This is a genomic window from Shewanella hanedai (assembly GCF_007197645.1).
Classification (GTDB): domain Bacteria; phylum Pseudomonadota; class Gammaproteobacteria; order Enterobacterales; family Shewanellaceae; genus Shewanella; species Shewanella hanedai.
Window position 1 is genome coordinate 66,550 of sequence record NZ_VKGK01000008.1, and the last position, 17,064, is coordinate 83,613.

The window sequence follows — 17,064 nt, forward strand, 5'->3', positions numbered from 1 at the left end:
TTTCAGATAAAAAAAATGCTGCCGATTAGGGCAGCAAATGAAGAATATCTATTGATTATTGATATCCTTACCGTCTATCCCTCAAGAGAAATAACAAGCCATGGAGCTTGTAGACAGTAATGAATTTCAATATCTTATTGATATCATGAGATTAGATAATTAGGTACAGATAAACTTTGAAAGATATTGAAAAAGTTTGAATTGGGCTAAAATCACTTTAAAATAATAACTTATCTCTCAAATAGCCTTCAATTTTTTATTTATTTGTTCTGAAAATGATACATAACCAGTTTGTGTAGATTTTCAGAATCCACTGCAACCCCTTGTCCACCACTTCTACGAACCTCATCATTTAACTCCTGAGTGTCGTTTATCGTGTATATAATGTAAGGGATCTTCCCACCACTCTCGCGTATTTGCCTTAAGAGTTTCAGACCCGCGATAGGATCTTCACCCCTTCCCATATCCGAGATAACCATTTCATAGCCATAGATGGAAAGCAGTAACAGGGCTTCTTCTGTACTCGTGGTGATATAAACACCAATATCATGTTCGCGTAATGCCGCTCTTTCCTTAATATTATTATCGGGATTGTCATCGACCCATAAAATTCGCCCTATCGCTGCAGGTGACTGACTGTAAACAAGCTCTTTAGAATGATGAATTGAAGAGGTAAACCAAGAGGGACTTAAATGGCTAAACACTGAAATGGCAGCAAAAATAAATATCAAGGAGACGGCGATGACGTTTCTTCTTTTAAGCTGAAGACTCCCGAATAAGATAATGGTTTTGTCATCATTCAGCCAAGAAGCTAACTCTCCTTGAACAGTTGTTTCTTCATGGGTATCTGACTCTTTAAGTTGTAAACTTGGTTCCGAAATAACGGGGTTTAGTTGCTCAAGTTGCGAACCTTGACTGCCAAGCTGCTGACCTAGCTCTTTAGATAATCGATAGCCACGCCCATGAATAGTTTGAATTATCGGCACCTCACAACCTGCCAGTTTAAACAACTTGCGGGTATCTGATACCAACTTGGCAAGGGACATGTCTGAAACCACAGTATCTGGCCAAATATATTCCAGACACTCCTGTTTGCTACAGTGTGTGGGATAGTGCTCTATCAGTAAGCTAAACAGCAAGAATACCCGCTCATCAAGTTGCACAAGCTCTCTGCCAATCATCAACTCAAATGTTTTGGTATTAATACTAAATTCATCAAAACGAGTGTACATAAGCGATCTCATTCCCTGAGCTTGTTATGAATGTACGACAAACAAGCTGTCTTTTAAAATAGCTGGCAACCCAAAATAATTAACAATTATGCAACAACAGAAAGACGTAAACTATCAGCAATTAGTCTGATAGTAAAAAATAGATAGCAAGATTAGTTATTTAACTAAGTTCAATTAAACCGAACATACACATTATGCTGGTAACTCTAATCGCTGTAAGTAAAGCGATCGATTCAGAGTGACTATGAACTAACTGCTCCACTGCGAATAGAAAGTGTAGAGGTGTTTATATGAGGTACTTTAGGTGAGATGATTCTATGTAGTAACAGCGAGCCCAATATTTGTCATATCAGACTCGCGTTAATATTCAGGTCAAAAAACTCAATATATTTAGTCTTGTAGTATTGCAGTGATGGTCAACATACCATGAGTTGTACCACCGGCAGCCCAAAGAGAGTTAGGCGAGTCTGCAAAAGCCGATGCCAGATCCATATGTAACCATTTCACCTCTGGTGAAACAAAACGCCAGAGGAAGCCAGCAGCATTTGATGCACCACCAGCTCCACCGCCTTTCATCGGGCGGCTGTTGGCTGTATCAGCATAGGGCGACGGACACATATCACGATGCCAAGGATCCAAAGGAAGCGGCCAAACCCGCTCAGCAACTTCCGATGCCTTTAGTTGAGTCATTGCTAAGACTTCACTTTGTGGAGAGAAGATGGCGTTATAGTTATTGCCTACCGCCATAAAAGCAGCCCCCGTTAAGGTAGCAGCGTCGATAACGAGTGGCGCACCAGTTTCACAGGCGGCCTGTAGACCATCGGCCAATACCAAACGCCCTTCAGCATCTGTGTTAACCACTTCCACCGAGACACCATTCTTGTAAGTTAGGATGTCACCGAGTTTATAAGCATGACCGCTAATTAAGTTCTCAGCACAACAGAGGAATAACTTAACGCGTTTATTCAGTCCCTGCTTCATCGCAAGCCCCAAAGCGGCAGTCACTGTTGCCGCCCCGCCCATGTCGCACTTCATGCCCAACATGCCTTCAGTTGCCTTGATACTGTAACCACCTGAATCAAATGTGATCCCTTTACCAACCAATGCGACTGATACTGGCGCGTCATCCCCCAGAGGATTGTAATCGAGTTCAAGCATCGCTGGTGGCCGCTCACTGCCGCGGCCGACAGCATGAATACCCACCCATTTTTCTTCTAACAGTTGAGCACCTTCAACGATACGGTAAGACACTTTCTCACCGCCTATCTCCGATAACCAATGAGCAGCTAGAATAGCTAGTTTTACTGGCGCGAGGTTTTCTGGGGTTTCATTAATTAAGTGACGCGCAAAGCTTGCACTTTCAAGGCGGTTTGTCAGTTCTAGCTGAGTCGCTTCATCTCCGGTCCAAGTAATGTCAGGAACAGATTTAGCAGTAGCAAACCCGTGAGCTAACGACCATTGAGAGTTCAGATCCCAGAGATCGCCTTCCAAAGACAATCTAGCAATGCCAAGGTTTCTCAATTTACGCGCAGCCTGTTGGATTTGACGAAGTTCATCTCCACCTTGAAGATGGATAACAACCTCATTATTTTGAAAAGTGACATCTGCATTGCCCCAATGAGCCGCTGGAGCATCTTTACTCAGGCTTACTACCATTAAATCTGTCATGCCGATTCCTTTTGCTGTTTTTTCTTATAAATTGATTAAATCTTTGTCCGAAAGTGTACTGCAATGAAACAAATACCTAAAGTCATCTCCTTGAATATCAGACTGCTTTGTTCATTTTCAATTTTTCGATAATAGCGTGATTGTGTTGACAGTGCCTTGAGGTTTACTGCTAATCTAACTCCATTATTCATTATCAATGAGTTCATCATGTTGTTTACGCCTCCCTTTGAACAGGGCACTTTGCTCAGACGCTACAAGCGTTTCCTAACAGACATACGCTTGGCGGACGGTAGTGAAGTCACCATTCACTGCCCCAATACGGGTTCAATGAGAAACTGCCTCTTTGAAGGGGAAAAAGTGTGGTTCTCGACATCAGATAATCCTAAAAGAAAATACTCAAGAACTTGGGAGCAAGCTCAAACCGATCAGGGACACATCATCGGCATTAACACAGGCCGTGCGAATCAACTTGCGGAAGACGCCATCAGAGACGGAATCATTACTGAACTTCAAGGCTATAGTAAGCTCAAACGAGAGGTAAAATACGGCAGTGAAAATAGTCGTATCGACATTTTTCTCAGTGACGATGACACAGATGAGTCCCCCAAGCCTCACTGCTATGTTGAAGTCAAAAGCTGCACCTTGTTAGAAGACGATAAAGGTTACTTTCCCGATGCCGTCACAACTCGTGGACAGAAACATCTGCGCGAGCTAATGGAGATGGTCTCATTAGGTCACCGCGCCGTACTGCTGTTTATGGTACAGCATACGGGCATTGAGTCGGTTCAAGCAGCAAAACACATCGATCCTGATTACGCAAACTTGCTCAATCAAGCCAATAAAAAGGGTGTAGAGATATTAGCCTATTGCGCTGAAATGTCGCCAAACCAGGCCTCCTTGATTAAATCCTGCCCTGTCAGACTTTAATTCACCTCTAAAAGTTGAATTAATTGAGAATAGGGGACATAGTCAAGGAATATAGATAAACAGAAACAAAAAAGTTTGCTTGGTTTATCTCTTTCTGGTATAGATAGCGCCCGTAAAATACAAGCGCCCAATAAAGCAAACGATTAACAGGAGATGGGTTATGCCAATAGGCACTAAAAAACTTGGCGTGCTCGCTATCGCAGGTGTAGAGCCTTACCAGGAAAAGCCTGGTGAAGAGTATATGAACGCTGATCAGCTGGGCCACTTCAGAACGATTCTGGACGCTTGGCGAAATCAATTGCGTGAAGAGGTCGACCGTACTCTTAATCATATGCAAGATGAAGCTGCAAACTTCCCGGATCCTGTCGACCGTGCAGCTCAGGAAGAGGAGTTCAGTCTTGAACTTCGTGCTCGTGATAGAGAACGTAAGCTGATTAAAAAAATCGAAAAGACACTTCAGAAAATTGAAGAAGACGATTTCGGATTCTGTGATTCTTGTGGAATTGAAATTGGTATCCGTCGACTCGAAGCACGTCCAACAGCCGATCAATGTATCGACTGTAAGACACTTGCAGAGATCAAAGAAAAGCAGATGGCTGGTTAATCTAACTTTTTAATGATGCTACGTGAGCGGGGCTTTATAGCTCCGCTTAGTTGATTCTGACATTTGATATAACTCCCCTACCTTTCTCCAACACCTTGACCACTTCCTCGCTAACAACATATATCAGCAGCAAATCTTGCTGTAACTGAACAAATCGTATTATGCTCCTCTTTAATCTTCAGTTCACTCCGTCACAGGCACTGTTATTTTGAATCAAAACGCATATTTCGATCCAACAAAGACTCAGTTAACCTATGTTGGTCGTTTTGCTCCCTCTCCTTCAGGACCATTACATTTTGGCTCCTTAGTCGCGGCACTGGGAAGTTACCTTAGGGCACGTTCACAAAATGGGAAATGGCTGATTCGTATCGAAGATATCGATCCCCCAAGAGAGGTTCCTGACGCAGCCCAGAATATACTAAACACGTTAATAGCCTATGGCTTGAAGTGGGATGACGAAGTGCTGTACCAAAGCCAACGTGTTGAAGTTTATCAAAACAAAATCGAGCAATTACTATCAGAAGATCTTGCCTATTACTGCCAATGTACACGCAAACAGATCCAAATGATGGGTGGCACTTATGATGGACGCTGTGGTCGACTCGACACACCCCACAACCATGGGGCAATAAGAGTCCGCAACACCACGCCTGCTAATGGTTTCGATGATCTGCACATGGGTAAAGTACGTTTAGATACAGACTTTGCCGCTGAAGATTTTATCATCAAACGCAGCGATGGTTTGTATGCCTACCAACTTGCCGTGGTGATGGATGATGCTTATCAAGGGATCACTGAAGTGGTTCGTGGATGTGACCTGCTCACGCCTACTGGTAGACAAGTAAGCTTGTTTAACTTATTCAAATACCAAGTTCCGCTCTGGTTACATCTGCCTTTAGTGTGTGACGCGCCAGGCATAAAACTCTCTAAACAGAATCACGCTCCCGCTATCGATACGCTCAAACCGCAAGCCAGTTTAAATGCGGCATTAAACTTCCTAGGCCAGCCCACCGTACCAGAACAAACTGACATTCACGCTATGCTAGCTCAGGCCGTGATTCAATTTGATCTTGCAACCGTCCCCAAACAAGCGGAAATAATCCTTTAGCCATTGAATATCTGTAACGGATAACCATTCTCTCTATTACTCCAATGACTCTGCTCTTGTGTAGTGGACACACAGCAAACATTCACGACTATCATGGATACAGAAGATAAGGTGAAATCTAGATTCATGCAGGGACAGTTACCGAGAATAGCAGCGGTCAACAGCATTTTACTCACCTCAGCTTTCACTCAGTAAGAACATCACAAGGTCTCTAGGGTATCTATACTCATTCTCCCTGTTTTGAGTTATCATAGCGGCCTTATTGCAACCCATACTCAGTGCTATGTTCGAGGTGTCCCATTTTTCGCCGTATAACCAAATTCTGTAAGCAGTTATTTGATAATAACCAAACAACTGAAGAGACCACACCAACAGGCTTGAGTTTGTCGGTTGTCCCGAGACAAGATCACTCAATATCTCGTAGTCAGATGAGCGAAAATGCCATAAAGGTACTCTATCGCCTGCACAAATCTGGCTTTAAAGCTTACCTAGTCGGTGGCGGCGTACGCGATATTTTACTGGACTTGCAACCTAAAGATTTTGATGTGGTCACCAATGCCACACCTGAAGAGATCAAACGTCTATTCCGTAATTGCCGACTCGTAGGTAGACGTTTTCGATTAGCTCATATCGTCTTTGGCCGTGATGTTATCGAAGTCGCGACCCTTCGTGGTCACCATGTCGATACTGAAGAGAAGATCTCTAAAACTAATGCCGAAGGTCGACTGCTGCGTGATAACGTCTATGGCAGCATTGATGAAGATGCAGAACGTCGTGACTTCACCGTTAACGCTCTCTACTACGATATCAGTGACTTTTCGATCCACAGTTACGGTGGTGGTTTAGAAGATCTCCATGCCCGTACCATCAGAATGATTGGCGATCCTAATACTCGTTATCGTGAAGATCCTGTGCGCATGTTAAGAGCGGTTCGCTTTGCGACAAAGCTTGGCATGACGGTCGAAGAAAAGACAGCGGCGCCTATCTATGAACTGGCCCCTCTGCTAAAAGACATTCCTGCAGCACGTATGTATGAAGAAGTGCTTAAACTTTTCTTCAACGGTCACGCAGAAAACAACTTCAACATGATGCGTGAGTTTGGCTTATTCCAACCACTTTTCCCACTGGTAGACTCCCTACTGGTCGAAGACCCTAAAGGTCCTGCGACTAAGATGCTGCAAGTGATAATGAAAAATACAGATGCTCGTGTGCACGCCGAAAAGACGGTCACCCCAGCCTTCTTCTATGCCGCTATTCTTTGGTATCCGTTGACTCAACGTGCCGATGATATCGCCTTAGAAAGTGGTTTAAGCTTATATGATGCCTACTATGCAGCCATGGGTGATGTGATGGAGCAGCAATGCCGCACCATCAGTATTCCACGCCGCTTCAGTACACCGGCTAAGGATATCTGGCAGCTTCAGTTACGTTTCGATCGTAATCAAGGTACCCGTGCATTCAAGTTTATTGAAAACCCTAAGTTCCGTGCAGCCTATGATTTACTGCTATTAAGAGCGGATGCTGAAGGGGGCTCAGTTGCTAAGTCTGCTTCTTGGTGGAAGAGCTTCGTTGAGGCTGGTGAAGAGCAGCGCAGCGTCATCGCCCGCTCTAGTAACAAAGGTGGTAGTCGTAACCGCAATTCAAATCAGCGTAAGCGACGCAAGCCAGCGAATAAGACAGCTACTCCAACAGACAATAATGACTAAGGTTTTTGTTGCTCTAGGGGCAAATCTTACCAATCCGGTCACTCAGCTAGACAATGCTTGCCTTGCTCTCGCTGAGTTAGCCGAGGTTAACCCAGTTAACGGATTAACCTCGCTTAAAGTTTCTCCCTATTACCGTTCAGCACCTATGGGTGAGGTTGAGCAACCTGACTATGTTAATGCTGTCGCCAGTTTTGAAACAGCACTGACTCCTATCGCACTGCTTGATGCATTACAAAAGATAGAGAATGAACAGGGTAGACTGAGATTAGAGCGCTGGGGACCACGCACTTTAGATCTTGATATCTTGCTCTATGATAAGCAGACTATTGACTCTCCTAGATTAGTTATACCTCACTATGGTATGAAGCAACGCAGTTTTGTTTTACTCCCCTTAGCCGATATTGCGCCAAAGATAACCCTGCCTTGTGGAACGCTACTCAATGAATTAATAAGCGCTGAATTAGCCGCAGAAGTAGAACAAATAATCAGATAACATTGAACTCAGCCCTTAGTTAGCATATAAAGCACACTACTAAGATTAAAGCTTATACCTAAGTATCTGCCCTATTGAGACGCTACTTATGTATAGTTTTTACGTTAATAAACTCGATTTAAGAAAGTCACTATGTCTAAGATAACTAGCTCTACCCTGCTCAAATTTAAGCAGGAAGGTAAAAAGTTCACAGCACTAACCGCCTATGACGCCAGCTTTGCCAGCGCTTTCGACAGTGAAGGTGTTGATGTTCTGCTCGTCGGGGATTCCATGGGAATGGTGCTTCAAGGACATGATGATACATTACCCGTTTCAGTAGAAGATATTGCCTATCATACCCGCTGTGTCCGTCGTGGTATTAAGCACTCACTACTTATCTCTGATATGCCATTTATGAGCTATGCCACCCCTGAACAAGCCATGATTAATGCCACTGTTCTAATGCAGGCAGGTGCTAATATGGTTAAGGTCGAAGGCGGACATTGGCTGCTGGAAACCGTCACTAAACTGACCGAACGTGGTATTCCGGTCTGCGCTCATTTAGGCTTAACACCACAATCTGTTCACGTATTTGGTGGTTTTAAAATTCAAGGACGAGATGCAGACAATGCTCAGCGTATTCTCGATGAAGCTAAGGCATTAGAAGCTGCTGGCGCTCAACTGCTTGTGGTCGAGTGTATCCCGGCTAGCCTAGCTCTAGCGATAACAGAAGCGCTCACTATCCCTGTGATAGGCATAGGTGCTGGTGCAGATACCGATGGTCAGATCTTAGTGATGCATGATGTACTTGGCATCTCAAGCGGTTATATTCCACGTTTCTCTAAAAATTACCTCAAGCAAACAGGTGAGATCCGTGAAGCCATCAGGGCTTACATAGATGAAGTCGAAAAAGGGATCTTCCCAGGCAGCGACCATACATTTAGCTAAAAATGAAAATAAGGCCATTAGTAGCAACCTACCAATGGCTTTCAAACTAAGTTATATGCTGACTATTAACCATTACGAGTTGGCAGTGATTAAGGTATTACAGTCGTAAAATGATCACCACTCAAGAGATTCAACAGATCCGTGAACAGGTTCGAGCTTGGCACGCAAAAGGCGAAAGCGTCGCGTTTGTTCCTACCATGGGGAACTTACATTTAGGCCACATAACTCTGATTAGAGAAGCTGTCCAACGTGCTGACCATGTTGTTGCTTCGATTTTCGTTAACCCAATGCAATTTGGTGCGAATGAAGATCTCGATGCCTACCCCAGAACCTTGACCGCAGATAAGCTCGCCCTAAGTGAAGCTGGTGCAGAGCTATTGTTCACCCCTACGCCAGAAATCATCTACCCCAAAGGCATGGGTCAACAAAGCTATGTTGAAGTACCCGAGATAGGCGATCAACTCTGTGGTGCCAGTCGACCAGGTCACTTCCGTGGTGTTGCAACCGTGGTTTGTAAACTATTTAATATTGTCCAACCCGATATCGCGCTATTTGGGCGTAAAGATTTTCAACAACTCATGATCATCAAGACTATGGTCGAAGACCTTTCATTGCCAATTGAAGTCATTGGGGTTGATACCATACGGGAAGCCTCTGGCTTAGCCATGAGTTCACGTAACGGCTATCTGACACCAACACAAAAGAGTCAGGCTGCTATCCTCAAACAGGCCATGGACAAGCTCTCAGCAGATATCATACAGGGCTGCAACATTGAACTTGCGATTGAACATGGTAAGCAAGCCTTGATAAAAGCAGGCTTTACCCCCGACTATCTTGAACTTCGTAGTGCAGAAGATCTTTCTCAAGTCACTGATGAGCAAAGCGAGCTTGTCATTCTCGCCGCAGCCTATATGGGCGACACTCGTCTCATCGATAACCTCTGCTTTAAACGATAGCTGTAAAGGGCATAACAACTTATGCCCTCTCTTTTCCTCTTCATCCCATAAACCCACAAATTACTGTTAGTTTTCAGTGTTACATTTGTTAAAAGTAACCACCAAAAAACTGGTTTTATTGGTCAACTTACGCCATAGTATTTAGAATCGTTGGTTCAAAACGCCATCAACGAGATTACTTGATTTTCCTTAGCTATTTTCAGACCAGCGACAACAGTCATTAAAAGGGCAATACATAGGATGTGCAGCCAGTCGGCCAAAGTATTCATCACAATCATAGCGCTACTTATCATGGATATAGCCCATGCCGATGTCATCTATAAGTGTGTCAAAGGCGAAAAGGTTGTATTCAGCCAAACCATCTGCCCTAAAGAGTTCAGCCAACGGAAAATAGAGTTTGATTTAGGGATAACCACAGAAACAGATTCTGATAAACGTAACAAGAAAATCGATCCAATTAATTTATTACTTACCGAGAATGCGCTCCCCATCAATACGCAGATGCGCAGAATTAAGGCGGAGATATATCGGTTAGACCAAGAAAATAGTTATTTTGAAATTTTAAGAACAAGTGAATTGCAGAAAGTCAGGCGTCAAAAGTTTTGGCAAAAGAAAGATACAAGTGATCCTGAGTACCTTGCTGAAGTCGCAAAAATTAACCTCTACTTTGACGAGATGATAACCGGTAACCAAAAAATAATGACATTACTCGATACCCGTAACACACAGATTAAAATAAAACAGCAGGATGATAAAGAAGCGCAGTAGTTCTGCGCTATCCCTCATCACTTCAATTGCTTTAACCGCGATCATTATGTGGCGGTAGTTCACAAAACTGATGACCAATACAGATACCATCACCCGCTGCATTACCACCTGACACTGACTCTAATAAAGCGTCCTCGATAAGCGTTATTCTATTATTTTGAACATTGTCAGACTCAACAGAAGTTTGATTTACTGTGTTTACTTTATTCTTATTCGTCGTTGTATTCATTTTTCTATCCTTAAATTAAAACCCTGCCAACTTGGCGTTGTATTTTCCCTATAACACCCGCTTCATTGCTATCCATCGGATACCCGATGTGTTAACAATAGGTTAGGTGCATACCGTATGAATCACTAATGTGATGCATTTTAGCCAGAGAAGTAAGGACGATTTGAGGGCTTAACAAGGTTGATTACCTCGAAAAGCCAGGGTTTATTAGTGAAGTAAACCATTAACAAATAAAATAAAAAATGTAAAAACACCCAAGAATAAAATAGATCGTTACGCGTCACTGCATTTAAAAATACAGCCTAAGATTGAACAAAAAGTTCAACATGATCCCTGAATAGCAAATGAAAATTAACAAGGATGAGTCAGTATGTTCAAAAATAATCACTATAGCTTGGTCAGCTATTTAGTGTTTTTCTTTAGCTTTCTCTTTTCTCCGGGAGCCTATGCTGAAACGTGTTTAATCAGTAACGATGAGGCTAAAGACACCAGTCAAAAAATATTTATTTGTCAGCAGCAACTTAAAGAGACCGCCCATGACTCTGAGAGCTTTTACTCTCTGTCACTCTCTCTTTCGAAACTTTATCAACAATCAGGTGATCTCAATTCAGCAAAGCGAATGCTGAATCAAGTATTGTCCAAATACACCAAGATTAACGAAATCGAGCAGATACAAATAAACAGGCAGTTAGGGGTTATCTACTTTCATCAACGGGACTATGAGAAAGCCTTTAATACTTTCGAGCAAGCCCTCAGCCTATCAATAAAACTTAAAAACAGTTCATTCATTGCGCTGGGCTACAATGATCTTGCCAACATTTATCATATCTATGGCGATCTCGAAACCAGTACTAGCTTGCTCTTAAAAAGCTACGACATTCATACCGCAGAAAACAATGATCTCGGCCAAGCCAGTGTGCTCAATAATCTAGGATCCCTCTACAAAGATAAGGGAGATTACAACGAGGCCATCGTTTCATATCGGAATGCTTATACTATTTACACGCGATTAGGCCGAGAGCTTCAAGCCGCTTTGACCCTTTCAAACTTAGGTGAAACTTTTGAGTTAAATGGCGATCCAGATAAGGCGGTTGAACTATTAAGTCAGTCTGTCGAGAGCCTGAAAAAGCTCAACTCATTTCGATTTCTAGCTGAAATCTATATTTTACTGGCCCAGATATCGGTAAACAGTATTTCAACAGAGCAAGCTCAGTATTGGTTAGATCAATCCAGACTCACCACTAATCTGATTCAGTCCTCTGAAAAAAATCCTAAATACTGGTTTGTTCAAGGCCTTATATGGGAAAAAAAAGGCCAGCTAGATAAAGCAGCTGAAAACTATGAAAAAGCCTTCAACCAAGTTAATCAGCATAAGGAATATCCTTTTCAAAAACAGCTTTACACGGCAATGGCAGAGCTCAGCGAACAAGTGCAAGATTATGAAGCATCGAGTAAATATTGGCGTATCTATGCTGATACCCTCAATTCTCAGCTGACATTGAAAAATACGATTCACTCGAAAAATATTCGCAGTACGTTTACTTTTGAATCCGGTAACTCTCCAAGCTTAAATACCGTAGAGATGTTCATTCTTATTTTTTCGGCGATCCTTATCTGTTTTATCCTTTATATTTTCATCACCAGAAAAAAGAAGAGCACACCTGTATATAAAGAAGAGTCGACAGACGAAAGTCATTCAATTACGCAAGTTGAAACTGCCGCAACAGATACCAGTATCGAGACTGTAACCCCGCAGCCATCAAGTTCAACTCCACTCTTAAGTGAAAATGAACAAGCTGAACAGATCAGACATCAGTTGATTGAGTTAATGCACTTAGCATTGCAAATGTGGGAGGAATCAACGCAAACCAGCAAGCTCGAACTCGCTCAGCAGAGCAAAATATGGAGTGTCGGAATTGACGATGGTCGCATACGAGCAAGAGCCATGGAGCGGTATTTTGGTCTAAATACTCTGCCGAAAAAGCCCAGGTGGCGCTCTGTTGTACGAACCTGTAATTATGTTCTACAGAAGTGTCAGGGCAAGAGTCTTTATCGGGAGGAGTTAGAGAGTAAGCTAAAACATTTTCAGGATATGATAAAACGAAAGGCCATCATCGACAGTAAAAACCCTGGAAGTGATGATGAAATCTGCGGCCATCATTAAAATACCCTATGCCCCTAACTTGTAGTAGTTAGGGGCATAAAGGATTATCTAGCACTCGACGCTACTGGCATGGTGTGTGTGGGTAAGTTATCTACTCTTCTGGCTTTACCATAGTCTTCTTTATTCACTTCGATACATTCGCCTTTGACAAACTTAATGATACGGTCAGCAGACATAATCGTTTGTGGTCTGTGAGCAATCATCACTCGAGTAATATTCAACTTACGTATCGAGTTATTCACATGCTGCTCAGCATGTAGATCTAAACTTGACGTTGCTTCGTCTAAAAATAGAATTTTAGGACGTTTATACAAGGCTCTAGCCAAAAGTAATCTCTGCACTTGTCCGCCAGAAAGTGATGAGCCCATATCACCTATTAGTGAACGATATCCCATAGGGAGTAATAATATATCCTTATGTATCCCCGCCAACTGCGCACACTCTTCAGCCCAACTCTTATCAGGATCTTGACTGAAAAAACTGATGTTTTCCATTATGGTACCTGACAGCAGTTGATCGTTTTGCAGCACACTGGCAATTTGGCTTCTAAAGTTGAGCAGCCCTGTCTTTCTAATATCTTGGTCATCAACCATCACTGCACCGGATGTGGGTTTGAGTAACCCTAACATCACCTTCATCAGGGTGCTTTTGCCACAACCCGACGGCCCCACGATAGCCACAGACTCACCTGGCTTCACAGAGAGATTAATCTCGCTCAGAACATCAGGCTCTTCATCGGAATAACTAAAGCAGATCTTATTCATCCGCAAAGAACCTGTCACATCAAACTCTTCATCAACTTCACCTAAATCAGCTTCCTCTTGAGTCAGAGTAATATCACCAAGACGTTCAAGGTGTAGAGAGCACATCTTAAATTCAATATATTTATCGATTAGGTTACTTATTTTCTGTTCGAACTGAGTTTTATAAGAGACAAAGGCAAGTAGCATTCCCACCGTAAGTAGGTTCTCCATCACCATAGAGGCGCCATAATAGATGACGAGAATATTCTCTAAGCCAAAAATCAGCATGCTCGTCCAGCTAAAGAGCACACGTAGGCGCTCCACTTTAATCGAGGTGTTAGCTGTATCAACGTTATAGTTATCAAATAGATTCAGTCTGTCACTTTCCTTAGTGAACAGCTTAATACTTTGAATTCCTCTGACTGACTCCATGAAGTTACTGTCTTTCTTTGCCGTACACACAATATTTTCACGACTGACACTTCTCAGTTTCTGATAAGAGACAGAACGCACAATCAAATATAACCCTGAGGCCGCTAACACCAACAGCATCAAATCGACACTGTAGATGTACATCATCACCAAAAGGCCTATGACAATCAATCCATCAACCAAGCTCTCTATCAAGGTTGTTGTTAACAGGTTTTTAAGTGAATCCAATGAACGAAATCTTGAAACAACATCACCTATATGTCGCTTTTCAAAGAAATCCATTGGCAACTTAAATAGGTGACGCACTAAGTTAGAGTTCATTTGCAGTGACAATTGGTTTCCCAACAACATGATCACCAAAGATCGAAGCGCCGTTGAGAGGGCCTGTAACAACAGTACACCACCAAATCCAAATGCCAGTATGCTCATCAGACTATAATCATTCGAGATGAGCACATCATCGACTGTGAGCTGCATATAGATAGGTGTCACTAAGATAAAACTCTGCAGCAACATGGAGAACAAAAATACGGTCAAAAGAGATCGTTTCCAGCCAACCAGGTTTGACCAGAAAGAGGAGAGCGTCGCTTTAGTTGGCTCTTCCTGAACCTTAAAGTTACCAGAAGGAGTAAACTCCATCGCAACGCCGGTAAAGCTAGCGGATAACTCCTCCTTCGTACACGTTCGCTCACCAAGCGCTGGATCATGTAGGTAATAGCGGTTACCAGAGACCTTCTTGAGCACCACAAAATGATCTAAATTCCAATGTAAAATACACGGTGTTCTCAGCTGGTTAACAGCATCGAGATCGCACTTAAGCGCTCTGTGTGTTAAACCCACCTTGCCAGCAATGTCTGTCATCCCTTTCAAGGTCGAGCCCTTCATCGATACTCGATGCAGCTGGCGTAACTGGAACATGTCTGTATTGTGGCCATAATAACTGGCGATCATCGCCATACAGGCAAGCCCACACTCAGCCGCTTCAGTCTGTTGAATAACAGGTAAGACATGGCCGCCTGAAAAGTTGATTCTATCGATAAGAGATGCCATTTATCTATTCCTCAAGCTATAAATTGGTTCTAAAACCCACTGAACTAAGCTGCGATTTTCCAGTTTTACACTCGCCTCTAACTCCATCCCAACCCCTAAAGTGATCTCTTCACCTTGTGCTCTCACTGACTGTGAATCTAAGCCCACGATCACCTTGTAAACCGCCCCAGCTAACTCAACACTGGTTTCCAACTCCTCTGGAAGCGAAATAACTTTAGACACGCTCAGCACCTTACCGCTGTGCAGGCCAAAATGTTGATATGGGAAAGCGCTATAACGCATAGACACCTCTTGGGCTGGCTTAATGAAGCCAATAGATGTCGCCGGTACATAGAGCTCCGCTTGAAGTTGTGAACCTTGGGGAATTAGGCTAACCATCACGTTACCTGGGCGAACAAACTCCCCAACATGGGTCAGCTGATTACCTATCACACCATTTAATGGTGCATAGATTCGGTAATCGATATTAGAAGATACTTCGGTGATCCTCTGCTTATTCTCAATCAGAGTTCGCTTCAGGCGATTGTGCTTCTCTTTGAAGTTGCCAGGTTTGAGCTCAAGTTCATTCTTAAGCTCAACCAACAGAGATTGAGTCGAATTTAACTTCATCAACAGATCATTACGCTTAGACTGCAGTGATAGATGATCCTCAATCACTTGATCCAGTTGTGCTTGATTTGTGTGTCCAGCCCTTAGTAACTTCTCATTACGGGCCAGACCTGCAGAGGAGAGATCCACTCTTCTATCGTATATGTCCAACTGCTCATTAATCTGTTCAATCTCTATGGCCTTCGACGACACCTTACTTTTAATCAAAGCAAGCTCTAAGCCCGAAGCCTTCTCAGCTATCGCAATATCTCGCTCCAGAGAGGACTGCAACTCCATTTGTTGGGCTAGAATACTTTGATCTAAATTTTGATCGAAAGAACTGTGCCTATCTGTCGAGATAACATAAAGAAGATCGCCTTTTTTTACTGAATCTCCCTGCTTAACCAATTGCTCTATAATCTGGCCTTCTCGTCTCGCACTGACCTTTACTAACCCCTTGTCGACAGTGATCACACCAAATACATCCGCATATTTGGTATAGGTGCCAACAAAGAGAAAAACCAGTAAGCCGGAGACAACCAGAAACATTAAGACGGCAATCCACTGGTACTCCTTAGGTTGCCTTAGAAAAACGGTCCCTAGAGAATTGGTATCACCTTTCTCTAAAACCTCTTTTCTAAATAACTGTTTAGATGGACTTAGCTCTTCCATGATTGGCTCCTATAACATTATGTTTAAATTAAGCCGCATCAGAAAGTTCAGCTTGACGTCGAGCTAACTCTTGTTGCATTGACTCACTGCGCTTGAGTTCCGTTTCTAATGCCATCTCACATAAGCTTTTAGATGTATAACGCTGAGGATATTGTTTATACCAGCGCATAAATACCTGCTCACCTAACTGATCATAAATAAACTCATACTGCCAACGCTTCTTATCCATTAACGCCGCTTTACGCTCAGATAGAGAATAACCATCAAGCTCATTCTCAACTGAGGTGACACCTTCGGCAGTCATAGGTGAGTGATGAATATAACCACCAAAAAAATCCTTACAAAACTGGCCGTAATCTCGGGTAAACAACATAAAGTTATGCCACATTTGATCAAGCACCACTAATGCACGGTCGATAACTATTGGCTGTTCATTGCCTTGTACACGAGCTTCTGATGCCATCCAAAGCCAACGTTTGACATCCTCAAAAATCTCTACCGCTACGTCCTCTTCAACGCCATAAAGCTTAATAAAACGATCGGTAACATCTTTATTTTGGTAAGCGAGTACATCTTCTATCTTTGACTTTTTCATATTGCCTCCATACAAATTAAATGAAATTAAATTACTCCGAAAGACAACTAATACCGTCATCGAAACACGGACTAGGCAGACAGACTTCTGAACATGAGGTAGCACGCCCGCCAGAAATGTTATTCAATAATTGCTCTTCAATAAGTTCAAATTTCTCATCTTGCTTTTGTTTATTATCTGTATTTAATTTTTTCATGACAAA

17 protein-coding genes are annotated in these 17,064 nt (G+C 42.8%); 9 read left to right on the plus strand and 8 right to left on the minus strand.

Going from position 1 to position 17,064, the window contains the following annotated elements; all coding sequences use genetic code 11:
- Nucleotides 1-260 precede the first annotated feature (260 nt).
- Both FN961_RS08480 and pepB read right to left on the minus strand, forming a co-directional pair.
- Nucleotides 261-1,232 carry a winged helix-turn-helix domain-containing protein gene (locus tag FN961_RS08480; RefSeq protein ID WP_185972752.1) on the minus strand — a complete coding sequence of 324 codons (972 nt, stop codon included), beginning with the start codon at nucleotides 1,230-1,232 and terminating at the stop codon, nucleotides 261-263.
- 390 nt (nucleotides 1,233-1,622) lie between these two features.
- Nucleotides 1,623-2,900 (minus strand): aminopeptidase PepB, encoded by a 1,278-nt coding sequence (pepB, locus tag FN961_RS08485; RefSeq protein ID WP_143564124.1) that lies wholly within the window; start codon nucleotides 2,898-2,900, stop codon nucleotides 1,623-1,625.
- A gap of 207 nt (nucleotides 2,901-3,107) precedes the next feature.
- On the opposite strand from pepB, the gene sfsA reads away from it, so the two are divergent.
- From sfsA to gluQRS, 3 genes are all read left to right on the plus strand, one after another.
- Complete coding sequence (gene sfsA / locus FN961_RS08490) at nucleotides 3,108-3,827, plus strand: DNA/RNA nuclease SfsA (protein WP_143564125.1); 720 nt, start codon at nucleotides 3,108-3,110, stop codon at nucleotides 3,825-3,827.
- 160 nt (nucleotides 3,828-3,987) lie between these two features.
- A complete protein-coding gene (gene dksA / locus FN961_RS08495; RefSeq protein ID WP_143564126.1) occupies nucleotides 3,988-4,431 on the plus strand; it encodes an RNA polymerase-binding protein DksA in 444 nt (147 codons plus the stop codon).
- Between the two features lie 208 nt (nucleotides 4,432-4,639).
- Entirely contained in the window at nucleotides 4,640-5,539 is a 900-nt protein-coding gene (gene gluQRS / locus FN961_RS08500; protein WP_143564127.1) for a tRNA glutamyl-Q(34) synthetase GluQRS, read from the plus strand.
- Here gluQRS and FN961_RS25785 read toward each other — a convergent pair.
- The gene (locus FN961_RS25785; RefSeq protein WP_185972753.1) at nucleotides 5,536-5,706 is read right to left on the minus strand and encodes a hypothetical protein; all 171 of its coding nucleotides are present in this window, start codon (nucleotides 5,704-5,706) and stop codon (nucleotides 5,536-5,538) included. The two genes, gluQRS and FN961_RS25785, sit on opposite strands and share 4 nt — an antisense overlap.
- A 210-nt stretch (nucleotides 5,707-5,916) precedes the next feature.
- On the opposite strand from FN961_RS25785, the gene pcnB reads away from it, so the two are divergent.
- The 5 genes from pcnB to FN961_RS08525 all read left to right on the plus strand — a co-directional run bounded on the left by pcnB (nucleotide 5,917) and on the right by FN961_RS08525 (nucleotide 10,389).
- The gene (gene pcnB / locus FN961_RS08505) at nucleotides 5,917-7,245 is read left to right on the plus strand and encodes a polynucleotide adenylyltransferase PcnB (RefSeq protein WP_373293370.1); all 1,329 of its coding nucleotides are present in this window, start codon (nucleotides 5,917-5,919) and stop codon (nucleotides 7,243-7,245) included.
- Entirely contained in the window at nucleotides 7,238-7,738 is a 501-nt protein-coding gene (gene folK / locus FN961_RS08510) for a 2-amino-4-hydroxy-6-hydroxymethyldihydropteridine diphosphokinase (protein WP_143564128.1), read from the plus strand. The genes pcnB and folK overlap by 8 nt, the downstream gene beginning before the upstream one ends.
- A 132-nt stretch (nucleotides 7,739-7,870) precedes the next feature.
- Complete coding sequence (panB, locus tag FN961_RS08515) at nucleotides 7,871-8,665, plus strand: 3-methyl-2-oxobutanoate hydroxymethyltransferase (RefSeq protein WP_143564129.1); 795 nt, start codon at nucleotides 7,871-7,873, stop codon at nucleotides 8,663-8,665.
- A 110-nt stretch (nucleotides 8,666-8,775) separates the two neighbouring features.
- Nucleotides 8,776-9,621 (plus strand): pantoate--beta-alanine ligase, encoded by an 846-nt coding sequence (panC, locus tag FN961_RS08520; RefSeq protein ID WP_143564130.1) that lies wholly within the window; start codon nucleotides 8,776-8,778, stop codon nucleotides 9,619-9,621.
- 291 nt (nucleotides 9,622-9,912) lie between these two features.
- Nucleotides 9,913-10,389, plus strand: coding sequence for a DUF4124 domain-containing protein (locus tag FN961_RS08525; protein ID WP_229814643.1), 477 nt, complete (start codon nucleotides 9,913-9,915; stop codon nucleotides 10,387-10,389).
- A 31-nt stretch (nucleotides 10,390-10,420) separates the two neighbouring features.
- Here the strand turns inward: FN961_RS08525 and FN961_RS08530 are convergent, their stop codons facing one another.
- Nucleotides 10,421-10,618, minus strand: a complete 198-nt coding sequence (locus tag FN961_RS08530; protein WP_143564132.1) for a hypothetical protein — start codon at nucleotides 10,616-10,618, stop codon at nucleotides 10,421-10,423.
- 370 nt (nucleotides 10,619-10,988) lie between these two features.
- Here FN961_RS08530 and FN961_RS08535 point away from each other — a divergent pair, with 370 nt between their 5' ends.
- A complete protein-coding gene (locus FN961_RS08535; protein ID WP_143564133.1) occupies nucleotides 10,989-12,782 on the plus strand; it encodes a tetratricopeptide repeat protein in 1,794 nt (597 codons plus the stop codon).
- Nucleotides 12,783-12,826: 44 nt separating this feature from the next.
- Here the strand turns inward: FN961_RS08535 and FN961_RS08540 are convergent, their stop codons facing one another.
- From FN961_RS08540 to FN961_RS25790, 4 genes are read right to left on the minus strand one after another with little or no spacing between them, the layout of a single operon-like run.
- Entirely contained in the window at nucleotides 12,827-15,007 is a 2,181-nt protein-coding gene (locus tag FN961_RS08540) for a peptidase domain-containing ABC transporter (RefSeq protein ID WP_143564134.1), read from the minus strand.
- Complete coding sequence (locus FN961_RS08545) at nucleotides 15,008-16,267, minus strand: HlyD family secretion protein (protein WP_143564135.1); 1,260 nt, start codon at nucleotides 16,265-16,267, stop codon at nucleotides 15,008-15,010. It lies immediately after the preceding gene.
- Nucleotides 16,268-16,295: 28 nt separating this feature from the next.
- Nucleotides 16,296-16,862, minus strand: coding sequence for a glycine-rich domain-containing protein (locus FN961_RS08550; protein WP_143564136.1), 567 nt, complete (start codon nucleotides 16,860-16,862; stop codon nucleotides 16,296-16,298).
- A 31-nt stretch (nucleotides 16,863-16,893) separates the two neighbouring features.
- A complete protein-coding gene (locus FN961_RS25790; RefSeq protein ID WP_185972754.1) occupies nucleotides 16,894-17,058 on the minus strand; it encodes a hypothetical protein in 165 nt (54 codons plus the stop codon).
- Nucleotides 17,059-17,064: the final 6 nt, after the last annotated feature.